General features: G+C 69.7%; 8 protein-coding genes. All 8 read left to right on the top strand.

All coding sequences use genetic code 11. The annotated features are described in order from the left end of the window. Positions 1-1,389: aldehyde dehydrogenase family protein (locus tag ACFWI9_RS09735; protein ID WP_387160326.1), on the top strand; the 1,389-nt coding region annotated here is incomplete at its 5' end. Between the two features lie 253 nt (positions 1,390-1,642). Continuing rightward, positions 1,643-3,589, top strand: a complete 1,947-nt coding sequence (locus ACFWI9_RS09730; RefSeq protein WP_387160324.1) for an acyl-CoA dehydrogenase family protein — start codon at positions 1,643-1,645, stop codon at positions 3,587-3,589. A 182-nt stretch (positions 3,590-3,771) separates the two neighbouring features. Then, positions 3,772-5,085 (top strand): 1-deoxy-D-xylulose-5-phosphate reductoisomerase, encoded by a 1,314-nt coding sequence (dxr, locus tag ACFWI9_RS09725; protein WP_387160322.1) that lies wholly within the window; start codon positions 3,772-3,774, stop codon positions 5,083-5,085. Next, positions 5,082-6,383 carry a M50 family metallopeptidase gene (locus tag ACFWI9_RS09720; RefSeq protein ID WP_387160320.1) on the top strand — a complete coding sequence of 434 codons (1,302 nt, stop codon included), beginning with the start codon at positions 5,082-5,084 and terminating at the stop codon, positions 6,381-6,383. Before dxr ends, ACFWI9_RS09720 begins: the two co-directional genes overlap by 4 nt. Positions 6,384-6,619: 236 nt before the next feature. Next, entirely contained in the window at positions 6,620-7,774 is a 1,155-nt protein-coding gene (gene ispG / locus ACFWI9_RS09715; RefSeq protein WP_387160318.1) for a flavodoxin-dependent (E)-4-hydroxy-3-methylbut-2-enyl-diphosphate synthase, read from the top strand. A gap of 297 nt (positions 7,775-8,071) precedes the next feature. Beyond that, positions 8,072-8,920 carry a GNAT family N-acetyltransferase gene (locus ACFWI9_RS09710; RefSeq protein WP_387160316.1) on the top strand — a complete coding sequence of 283 codons (849 nt, stop codon included), beginning with the start codon at positions 8,072-8,074 and terminating at the stop codon, positions 8,918-8,920. 70 nt (positions 8,921-8,990) lie between these two features. Then, on the top strand, positions 8,991-9,533 hold the full coding sequence (locus ACFWI9_RS09705; protein WP_387160314.1) for a GNAT family N-acetyltransferase: 543 nt from the start codon (positions 8,991-8,993) through the stop codon (positions 9,531-9,533). Between the two features lie 89 nt (positions 9,534-9,622). After that, a complete protein-coding gene (locus ACFWI9_RS09700; RefSeq protein WP_387160312.1) occupies positions 9,623-11,320 on the top strand; it encodes a proline--tRNA ligase in 1,698 nt (565 codons plus the stop codon). Positions 11,321-11,409: the final 89 nt, after the last annotated feature.

Below are 11,409 nucleotides of genomic sequence, written 5' to 3'. Positions count from 1 at the left end.
TTCGAGGTCCCGTCCCCCTGGGCGGGCGGTGTCGTCGGCAGGTTATCCGGGCCGACCGCGACCCAGGTCGAGGAGGCCGTCGCCGCCGCGCACGCTGTCGTGGACGAGTTCTCGGCGACACCCGCCCATGTACGCGCCGCGGCCCTCGACCATGTCTCGAAGCGGCTCGCCGAGCGCGCCGAGGAGATCGCCCAGCTGATCTCCGCCGAGAACGGCAAGCCCGTCAAGTGGGCCCGCGGCGAGGTCGGCCGCGCCGTCTCCGTCTTCCGCTTCGCCGCCGAAGAGGCCCGCCGCTTCAACGGCGGTGAGGCGCAGCGCCTCGACACCGACGCTGGCGGCCAGGGCCGGCTCGCGCTCACCCGCCGCTTCCCGAAGGGCGCCGTCCTCGGTATCGCGCCGTTCAACTTCCCGCTAAACCTGTGCGCCCACAAGATCGCCCCGGCCATCGCCGTCGGTGCCCCGATCATCCTCAAGCCGGCGCCTGCGACCCCGCTGTCCGGTCTGATCATCGGCGAGCTGCTGGCCGAGACCGAGCTGCCCGCCGGCTCCTGGTCCGTCCTGCCGGTGCCCAACGAGTCCATGCCCGCGCTGGTCCAGGACGAGCGGCTGCCGGTGATCTCCTTCACCGGTTCGGACAAGGTCGGCTACGCCATCGCGGAGTCCGTGCCCCACAAGCACTGCACCCTGGAGCTCGGCGGCAACGCCGCGGCCGTCGTCCTCGGTGACTGGTCGTCCGAGGAGGACCTGGACTGGGCGGCGACCCGGATCGCCACCTTCGCCAACTACCAGGGCGGCCAGTCCTGCATCTCCGTGCAGCGCGTCATCGCCGACAGCGCGGTCTACGACCGTCTCGTCCCGAAGATCGTCGCCGCCGTCGATCAGCAGGGCACCGGCGACCCGTCCGACGATGCCACCGATGTCGGCCCGCTCGTCAGTGAGGACGCGGCCAAGCGGGTCGAGTCCTGGGTCGACGAGGCCGTCGCCGGCGGCGCCAAGCTGCTGACCGGCGGCAAGCGCGACGGGGCGGCCTACGCCCCGACGGTGCTCGGCGACCTGCCCGCGAACGCGACCCTGGCCTGCGAGGAGGTCTTCGGGCCCGTGCTCACGCTGCACCGGGTCGACGGCGAGGCGGAGGCCTTCGCCGAGGTCAACAACTCCAAGTTCGGTCTCCAGACCGGTGTGTTCACCCGCGATCTCCAGACCGCCTTCCGCGCCCACCGGGCCCTCGAGGTCGGCGGCGTGATCATCGGCGATGTCCCGTCCTACCGCGCCGACCAGATGCCGTACGGAGGCGTCAAGCAGTCCGGCGTCGGCCGCGAGGGCGTCAAGTACGCGATGGACGACTACACCTACGAGCGGGTGCTGGTCCTCACCGGACTCGCCCTGTAGGCCCGCAGACCCGAAGACGAGTTCGGAGATTCGGACGGCCGGAGCCCGATGTGCGGGGGCTCCGGCCGTTTCCGTGTGGCCGCGAGTATCGCGAGTACCCCATTTCCCTCCCGGATCATCACGATTGCATCCGATACACCCGGCTGCCCCGCAAGACTGGTGAGGTGCTCCGGGATCGGGTAGATACGGACGAGTAGCACCGTGTGGTAGCTCCGCACGGCCGCCCCCGACGAAGCGGCGAGGTGAGTCCCTCATGTCCGCCCCATCCACACCGAAAACCGCACCCAAGGTCTCCGAACGCGAAGCCCGGCAGGTCGCCGAGGCCGCGCGCGAGCAGGGTTGGCGCAAGCCCAGCTTCGCCAAGGAACTCTTCCTGGGCCGCTTCCGGCTCGATCTGATCCATCCCCACCCGATGCCCTCGCCCGAGGAAGTCCAGCGCGGCGAGCAGTTCCTCGCCAAACTGCGCGACTTCTGCGAGACACGGATCGACGGCGCCCTGATCGAGCGTGAGGCGCGGATCCCCGACGAGGTCATCGCCGGACTCAAGGAGCTCGGCGCGCTCGGTATGAAGATCGACCCCAAGTACGGCGGTCTCGGGCTCACCCAGGTCTACTACAACAAGGCGCTGGCCCTGATCGGCTCCGCCAACCCCGCCGTCGGCGCGCTGCTTTCCGCCCACCAGTCCATCGGTGTACCGCAGCCTCTGAAACTCTTCGGCACCCAGGAGCAGAAGGACGCCTTCCTGCCGCGCTGCGCCCGCACGGACATCTCCGCGTTCCTGCTCACCGAGCCCGACGTGGGTTCCGACCCGGCACGCCTGGCCACCACGGCCGTGCCCGACGGCGACGACTACGTACTCGACGGCGTCAAACTGTGGACCACCAACGGTGTCGTCGCCGACCTGCTCGTCGTGATGGCCCGGGTGCCGAAGTCCGAAGGCCACAAGGGCGGTATCACCGCCTTCGTGGTCGAGGCGACCTCACCCGGCATCACGGTCGAGAACCGCAACGCCTTCATGGGGCTGCGCGGTATCGAGAACGGAGTCACCCGCTTCCACCAGGTGCGGGTCCCCGCGGCGAACCGTGTCGGCCCCGAGGGCTCCGGGTTGAAGATCGCGCTGACCACGCTCAACACCGGGCGCCTCTCGCTGCCCGCGATGTGCGTGGGGGCGGGCAAATGGTGTCTGAAGATCGCCCGTGAATGGGCGTCCGTGCGCGAGCAGTGGGGCAAGCCCGTCGCCAGGCACGAGGCCGTCGGGGCGAAGATCTCGTTCATGGCGGCGACCACGTTCGCCCTGGAGGCGATCGTCGACCTGTCGTCCCAGATGGCCGACGAGGACCGCAACGACATCCGTATCGAGGCCGCGCTCGCCAAGCTGTACGGCTCCGAGATGTCCTGGCTGATGGCGGACGAACTGATCCAGATCCGCGGCGGACGCGGTTTCGAGACAGCGGACTCGCTGGCCGCCCGCGGCGAGCGGGCGGTGCCCGCCGAGCAGATGCTGCGCGATATGCGGATCAACCGGATCTTCGAGGGCTCGACCGAGATCATGCATCTGCTGATCGCCCGCGAGGCTGTCGACGCGCACCTCTCGGTGGCCGGCGACATCATCGACCCGGAGAAGTCACTCGGCGACAAGGCGAAGGCAGGGGCCCAGGCGACCGCCTTCTACGCTCGCTGGCTGCCGAAACTCGTCGCCGGGCCCGGTCAGCTGCCGGGCTCGTACGCCGAGTTCAAGCGCCCCCGCCACGCCGACCTGTCGGCTCATCTGCGCTATGTGGAGCGCTCGGCGCGCAAGCTGGCCCGCTCCACGTTCTACGGGATGTCCCGCTGGCAGGGCCGGATGGAGACCAAGCAGGGCTTCCTCGGGCGGGTCGTGGACATCGGTGCCGAGCTCTTCGCCATGAGCGCCGCATGCGTACGCGCTGAGCACCTGCGGCTGACCGGTTCGCACGGCCGGGAGGCGTACGAGCTCGCGGACGCGTTCTGCCGGCAGTCCCGGATCCGGGTCGAGGAGCTCTTCGGCCGGCTGTGGACCAACACGGACGACCTCGACCGGAAGATGGTCAACGGCGTGCTGGCCGGCAACTACACCTGGCTCGAGGAAGGCGTCATCGACCCGAGCGGCGACGGACCGTGGATCGCCGACGCCAGCCCCGGCCCGGCGAGGCGGGAGAACGTCCACCGCCAGATCCGCTGACCGATCGCTCAGCGCCGCCGACCCGTCTCGCGCCCCGTCCCGCGCCCGATCTGACTCGATCGGAAGCGATCGGAAGCGCGAGACGGGTACGGTGTGCTTCCGTCGGCACCGTCTGACGGGGACACCGGCTTTCGGGGGGCACCCTGTCCGGGTCGGCGGCCGATGCGGCCACAATGGGGGGCATGACCGACAGCCCATCCCCACTCGCCGACCCGCATATCGTCTTCGACCCGGCCGCCGGCCGGCGGGACATCGTCGTACTCGGCTCCACCGGCTCCATCGGCACCCAGGCCGTCGACCTGGTCCTGCGCAACCCCGACCGGTTCCGTGTCACGGGCCTTTCGGCGGCCGGCGGACGAGTCGAGCTGCTGGCCGAGCAGGCACACCGGCTGCGGGTGCGTACGGTCGCTGTCGCACGCGAGGACGCCGTCCCCGCGCTCAGGGAGGCGCTGCGCGAGCGGTACGGAACGGGCGAGCCGCTTCCCGGGATCCTGGCCGGACCTGACGCGGCCACGGAGCTGGCCGCCTCCGACTGCCACACCGTGCTCAACGGCATCACCGGCTCCATCGGACTCGCCCCCACGCTCGCCGCCCTCGAAGCGGGCCGCACGCTCGCCCTCGCCAACAAGGAGTCGCTGATCGTCGGCGGCCCCCTGGTGAAGGCGCTGGCCAAGCCCGGGCAGATCATCCCCGTGGACTCCGAGCACGCGGCGCTCTTCCAAGCGCTGGCCGCCGGTACCCGCGCCGATGTCCGCAAGCTGGTCGTCACCGCGTCCGGCGGCCCCTTCCGGGGTCGTACCAGGGCCGAGCTGGCGCATGTCACCCCGCAGGACGCCCTCGCGCACCCCACCTGGGCCATGGGCCCGGTGATCACCGTCAACAGCGCGACCCTCGTCAACAAGGGCCTCGAGGTCATCGAGGCGCACCTGCTCTACGACATTCCGTTCGACCGCATTGAGGTGGTCGTGCATCCCCAGTCGTATGTCCACTCGATGGTGGAATTCACGGATGGCTCGACCCTGGCCCAGGCCACCCCTCCGGATATGCGCGGACCGATCGCGATCGGCCTCGGCTGGCCGGAGCGGGTGCCCGACGCCGCGCCTGCCTTCGACTGGACCAAGGCCTCCAGCTGGGAGTTCTTCCCGCTGGACACCGAAGCCTTCCCCTCCGTCGGGCTCGCCCGGCAGGTCGGGGAACTGGGCGGTACGGCTCCCGCGGTGTTCAATGCCGCGAACGAGGAATGCGTGGACGCGTTTCTCGCGGGACGGCTGCCGTTCAACGGAATCATGGATACGGTCACGGCAATCGTCGGCGAACACGGGACCCCGGCCAGGGGAACCTCGCTGACGGTGCCGGACGTCCTGGAAGCGGAGACCTGGGCGCGCGCTCGCGCCCGGGAACTGGCCGCGCAGGCCGGACAGGCGGCCGGTCTGCCCGCCGGGCAGACGGCCAAGGCGGCGACGACAGCGAAGGCGACAGCGGAGGCTCGCGCATGACGATTCTGTTGACGGTCCTCGGGATAGCGCTGTTCGCGGTCGGGCTGCTCTTCTCCATCGCCTGGCACGAGCTCGGCCATCTCTCGACCGCCAAGCTGTTCGGCATCCGCGTGCCCCAGTACATGGTCGGCTTCGGCCCCACGATCTGGTCGCGGCACAAGGGCGAGACGGAGTACGGCATCAAGGCCATCCCGGCCGGCGGCTACATCCGCATGATCGGCATGTTCCCGCCGGGCCAGGACGGCCGTATCGAGGCCCGCTCGACCTCGCCGTGGCGCGGAATGATCGAGGACGCCCGCACGGCGGCCTTCGAGGAACTGAAGCCGGGTGACGAAGACCGGCTCTTCTACACCCGCAAGCCGTGGAAGCGCGTCATCGTGATGTTCGCGGGCCCGTTCATGAACCTGGTGCTCGCCGTCGCGATCTTCCTGGGCGTCTCGATGTCGTTCGGCTTCCAGACCCAGACCACCACGGTCGCCGGGGTCCAGCAGTGCGTCATCCCGCAGAGCGAGGACCGCGACACCTGCAAGAAGACCGACCCGCAGTCGCCGGGAGCCGCGGCCGGGCTGCTGGAGGGCGACCGGATCACGGCCTTCGACGGTACTCCGGTCAAGGACTGGGCCGACCTGTCCAACCGCATCCGCGGCACCATCGGCCCCGCCACCATCACTGTCGACCGCGACGGCCAGGAGAAGGTCCTCCACGCCACCCTGCGCGAGAACCTGGTAGCCAAGAAGGACGCCGACGGGCAGGTCGTGCGCGACGAGTACGTCCGCGCCGGATATCTGGGCTTCGCCGCGCAGAGCGAGATCGTGCCGCAGACCTTCGGGCAGTCAGTGGACCGTATGGGCGACATGATGGAGAACGGCGTCGAGTCGATCCTCTCGCTGCCCACCAAGGTCCCCGACCTTTGGAACGCGGCCTTCAGCGACGGCGAGCGCAAGGACGACTCGCCGGTCGGAGTGGTCGGCGCCGCCCGCATCAGCGGAGAGGTGCTGAATCTGGACGCACCGACGCCGAACATCATCGCCACGTTCCTGATGCTGCTCGCGGGCTTCAACCTGTCGCTGTTCCTGTTCAACATGCTCCCGCTGCTGCCACTCGACGGCGGGCACATCGCGGGTGCCCTGTGGGAGTCCGTACGTCGGCACATCGCACGGCTCTTCCGGCGTCCGGACCCCGGTCCCTTCGATGTGGCGAAACTCATGCCGGTCGCCTATGTGGTGGCGGGGATCTTCATCTGCTTCACCCTGCTGGTGCTGGTCGCCGACATCGTCAACCCGGTGAAGATCTCCTAGCCACCGGCCCCTCCGGGACCGTTCGGAGGCTCCGGAGGATCCAACAGGAGCCGGAGGAGTCAGAGGAGTCACAGGAGCGCTGAGCGGCCGGGCATACCGATTGCCCGGCCGCTCAATCCTGCGAAGCCATACGCGGCGCGATGTGCCCGGCCACAGGGGCGTGGCGTAATCTCAAAGGCCGGAGCCCGCTGACACCGACTCGGGACCTCGATCCACACCTTGGGGTTGCACAGCAGATGACCGCGATTTCTCTCGGAATGCCGTCCGTTCCGACCAAGCTCGCCGACCGGAGGGTCAGCCGCAAGATCCAGGTCGGCTCGGTGGCCGTGGGCGGCGACGCCCCCGTCTCCGTGCAGTCGATGACGACCACGCGGACCTCCGACATCGGTGCCACGCTCCAGCAGATCGCCGAGCTGACCGCCTCCGGCTGCCAGATCGTGCGAGTCGCCTGCCCCACCCAGGACGACGCCGACGCGCTGGCGACGATCGCCAAGAAGTCGCAGATCCCCGTGATCGCAGACATCCACTTCCAGCCGAAGTACGTCTTCGCCGCCATCGACGCCGGCTGCGCCGCGGTAAGGGTCAACCCGGGCAACATCAAGCAGTTCGACGACAAGGTCAGGGAGATCGCCAAGGCGGCCAAGGACGCCGGCACCCCGATCCGGATCGGCGTGAACGCGGGCTCGCTGGACCGCCGACTGCTCCAGAAGTACGGCAAGGCCACGCCCGAGGCGCTCGTGGAGTCGGCACTCTGGGAAGCCTCGCTCTTCGAGGAGCACGACTTCCACGACATCAAGATCTCGGTCAAGCACAACGACCCGGTCGTGATGGTCAACGCCTACCGGCAGCTGGCCGCCCAGTGCGACTACCCGCTGCACCTCGGTGTCACCGAGGCCGGCCCCGCCTTCCAGGGCACCATCAAGTCCGCGGTCGCCTTCGGCGCGCTGCTCAGCGAGGGCATCGGCGACACCATCCGGGTCTCGCTGTCGGCGCCGCCGGCCGAAGAGGTCAAGGTCGGCATCCAGATCCTGGAGTCGCTGAACCTGCGCCAGCGGCGTCTTGAGATCGTCTCCTGCCCGTCCTGCGGCCGTGCCCAGGTGGATGTCTACAAGCTGGCCGACGAGGTGTCGGCCGGACTGGAGGGCATGGAGGTCCCGCTGCGTGTCGCGGTCATGGGCTGTGTCGTCAACGGCCCCGGCGAGGCCCGCGAGGCCGACCTCGGAGTGGCGTCGGGCAACGGCAAGGGCCAGATCTTCGTCAAGGGCGAGGTCATCAAGACCGTGCCCGAGTCGAAGATCGTGGAGACCCTCATCGAAGAGGCCTTGAAGATCGCCGAGCAGATGGAGAAGGACGGTATCGCCTCCGGCGAGCCCGAGGTCTCGGTGAGCTGACGCACCGACGCATCGGTGAACCGCTCGTAGGCTCACCGCCCTGCGACGCGTGGGACCGGGCCCGGAAGGGGCCCGGTCCCTTTCTCGTATACGGTGCCGGTCCTGCCGTGGCCCCGGTGCCGATCTCCCCGTATACCGTGGCGCACCCTGCGGGCGCCGCGGCCGTGCGGTGCCGAACAGCAACTCCGGGTACAGTGCGGAGACCGGCTGACCAGGCCATTACCCCGTGCCCGAACCGGCACGCGGCCACGCCGGGGGAATCACGCATTGCCCCGAAGGAGTGTTGGAGCGGCCCTCGTGCTGACGCAGATGACCACCCGGGTGCTCGAACCCGACGATCTCGGCGCCGCGCTCGCCGTACTGGAGAGCGAGCCCGTCCACAACGCCTTCGTCACCTCCCGCGTCCAGATCGCCGGACTCGACCCCTGGCGTCTGGGCGGCGAGATGTGGGGCTGGTACGAGGACGGGCGGCTGCGCTCGCTCTGCTACTCGGGTGCCAACCTCGTCCCCATCTGCGCCACCCCGGACGCCGTGCGCGCCTTCGCCGAGCGGGCCCGCAGGGCCGGGCGCCGCTGCTCCTCGATCGTCGGCCCGGCCGAGGCCACCGCCCAACTCTGGCGGCTGCTCGAACCGAGCTGGGGCCCGGCCCGGGAGGTCCGCTCCCACCAGCCGCTGATGGTCACCGAGTCCATGCCCGACGACGTCGCCCCCGACCCGTACGTCCGCCGCATCCGCAAGGACGAGATGGAGGTGATCATGCCCGCCTGTGTGGCCATGTTCACCGAGGAGGTCGGGGTGTCCCCGCTCGCCGGCGACGGCGGGCTGCTCTACCAGGCGCGGGTGGCCGAACTCGTCGGCACGGGGCGCTCCTTCGCCCGGGTCGACGGTGACGGCAAGGTCGTCTTCAAGGCGGAGATCGGCGCCGCCACCCCCCAGGCCTGCCAGATCCAAGGTGTCTGGGTCGCCCCCGAATACCGTGGCCGCGGGCTCTCCGAGACCGGTATGGCCGCCATCCTGCGCTTCGCCCTCCGGGATGTCGCCCCGGTCGTCAGCCTGTACGTCAACGACTTCAACACCGCTGCCCGGGCCGCGTATCGGCGCGTCGGATTCCGTGAAGTGGGCGCGTTCATGAGCGTTCTGTTCTGAATCGTTCTGCGCTGTTCTGAGCTGATCGGAAACTGTTCCGAGCAGATCGCGGCCAAGTAGGGTGCCCGGCATGGAACACGATTCCGTCGTCGGCCCCATCGACCTCGCCACCCGTGTGGACGACGCGCTCGCCGTGCAGGCCCTCGCCTTCGGACTCAGTGAGGACGAGGTCGCCATCCGCCGCCATATCGTGCTGCGGCATCTGCGCTATCCGGGCGCACGCGCTTTCGGCGCCATGAATCCCGAAGGCCGGCTGGTCGGCTTCGTCTACGGCATGCCCAACGACCGCACCCACTGGTGGTCCACCGTTGTCGAGCCCTATCTGCGCAGGGGCGGCCATGACGAGTGGCTCGACGACTCGTTCGTGATCACCGAGCTCCATGTGCACCCCGCCCATCAGGGCCGGGGCATCGGCCGCACCCTGATCACCACCATCACGGACACCGCCGAGCAGCCCCGATCGATCCTCTCCGCGATCGACACCGAGAGCCCGGCCCGCAGGCTGTACCGGACCCTGGGCTACCAGGACCTGGCGCGCCAGGTCCTCTTCCCCAGTGCGCCCAAGCCGTACGCCGTGATGGGCGCACCGCTCCCGCTCGAGCGCGCGAGGTGATCCCCCGCGCGGGAACTGATTTCCGCCGTCCGGGACCACCCGGCTAACCTCCTGCACACCACCCTTTCTTGCACGCAGGAGATAAACCCATGGCAGCCCAGGTCCAGCGCATGTCCCGTCTGATGGTCAAGACACTGCGCGACGACCCGGCCGACGCGGAGACCCTCAGCCACAAACTCCTCGTCCGCGCGGGCTACGTCCGCCGCAACGCCGCCGGCATCTGGAGCTGGCTGCCGCTCGGTATGCGCGTGCTGGAGAACGTCGCCCGCGTGGTGCGCGAGGAAATGGACGCCATGGGCGCGCAGGAGGTGCTGCTGCCCGCGCTGCTGCCCAAGGAGCCGTACGAGGCGACCGGCCGCTGGAACGAGTACGGTGCCGAGCTCTTCCGCCTCCAGGACCGCAAGGGCGCGGACTACCTGCTGGGACCCACGCACGAGGAGATCTTCACCCAGCTGGTCAAGGACCAGTGCTCCTCGTACAAGGACCTGCCGGTCATCCTGTACCAGATCCAGACGAAGTTCCGCGACGAGGCCCGTCCGCGCTCGGGCATCCTGCGCGGCCGTGAGTTCCACATGAAGGACTCGTACTCCTTCGACACCACCGACGAGGGCCTGGCCGAGTCCTACCGGCTGCACCGCGAGGCCTACATCAAGATCTTCCAGCGCCTCGGTCTCGAGCACCGCATCGTCTCCGCCATCTCGGGTGCGATGGGCGGCTCGGCGTCCGAGGAGTTCCTCGCCCCGGCGCCCGCGGGTGAGGACACCTTCGTGTACTGCCCCTCCTGTGACTACGCCGCCAACACGGAGGCCGTCACCTTCAACGCCCCGGCCGCCGAGGCGGCGGAGCACGGCCCGGTCGAGGAGCTCGACACCCCCGACACCCCGACCATCGAGAGCCTCGCCGACCACCTCGGCGTCCCGGCCTCCGCCACCCTGAAGAACCTCCTGGTCAAGGTGGACGGCGAGATCGTGGCCGTCGGTGTGCCCGGCGACCGCGAGGTCGACCTCGGCAAGCTCACCGGCCACCTCGCGCCCGCCGTGGTCGAACTGGTCACGGCCGAGGACTTCGAGGGCCGGCCCGACCTGGTGCGCGGCTACGTCGGTCCCCAGGGGCTGGACAAGGTCCGCTACATCGCCGACCCGCGCATCGCAGCCGGCACCGCGTGGATCACCGGTGCGAACAAGCCCGACACGCACGCCAGGAACGTCGTCTGCGGCCGCGACTTCGAGGTCGACGACTACCTCGACGTCGTCGTGGTCGAGGACGGCGACCCGTGCCCGTCCTGCGGCACCGGCCTGAAGCTGGACCGCGCGATCGAGATCGGGCACATCTTCCAGCTGGGCCGCAAGTACACCGACGCCTTCCAGCTCGACGTGCTGGGCCAGAACGGCAAGCCGGTCCGCGTGACCATGGGCTCGTACGGCATCGGTGTGTCCCGGGCGGTCGCGGCCCTGGCCGAGCAGCACGCCGACGAACAGGGCCTGTGCTGGCCGCGCGAGGTTGCCCCGGCGGACGTACACGTCGTCGCGGCGGGCAAGGCACTCCAGACCGAGCTGGCGCTCGACATCGCGGAGAAGCTCGGCGCGGCAGGCGCCCGGGTCCTGGTGGACGACCGAGCCGGAGTGTCCCCGGGTGTGAAGTTCACCGACGCGGAGCTGATCGGCGTACCGACCATCCTGGTCGCGGGCCGCAGGTCAGCGGAGGGCGTCGTGGAGCTGAAGGACCGCCGCACGGGTGAGCGTGAGGAGCTCCCGGTGGACGAGGCGATCGCCCGCGTCCTGGCGTAGCCGCAGCGCCGGCGCGGGGGGGGGCGGGGGGGGGGCCCCCCCCCTCCCCCCCCGCCCCCCCGGGGGGCGGGCGGGGGTTGCGCGTCAGA

It is taken from the genome of Streptomyces sp. NPDC127084, from assembly GCF_042724175.1.
GTDB lineage: Bacteria > Actinomycetota > Actinomycetes > Streptomycetales > Streptomycetaceae > Streptomyces.
This window is presented reverse-complemented; position numbering and strand designations above follow the sequence as displayed.

Bases quoted from the DNA above. Each gene is read 5' to 3' on its own strand.
- ACFWI9_RS09730 (WP_387160324.1), top strand. From the start codon at position 1,643: ATGTCCGCCCCATCCACACCGAAAACCGCACCCAAGGTCTCCGAACGC.
- dxr (WP_387160322.1), top strand. From the start codon at position 3,772: ATGACCGACAGCCCATCCCCACTCGCCGACCCGCATATCGTCTTCGAC.
- ACFWI9_RS09720 (WP_387160320.1), top strand. From the start codon at position 5,082: ATGACGATTCTGTTGACGGTCCTCGGGATAGCGCTGTTCGCGGTCGGG.
- ispG (WP_387160318.1), top strand. From the start codon at position 6,620: ATGACCGCGATTTCTCTCGGAATGCCGTCCGTTCCGACCAAGCTCGCC.
- ACFWI9_RS09705 (WP_387160314.1), top strand. From the start codon at position 8,991: ATGGAACACGATTCCGTCGTCGGCCCCATCGACCTCGCCACCCGTGTG.
- ACFWI9_RS09700 (WP_387160312.1), top strand. From the start codon at position 9,623: ATGGCAGCCCAGGTCCAGCGCATGTCCCGTCTGATGGTCAAGACACTG.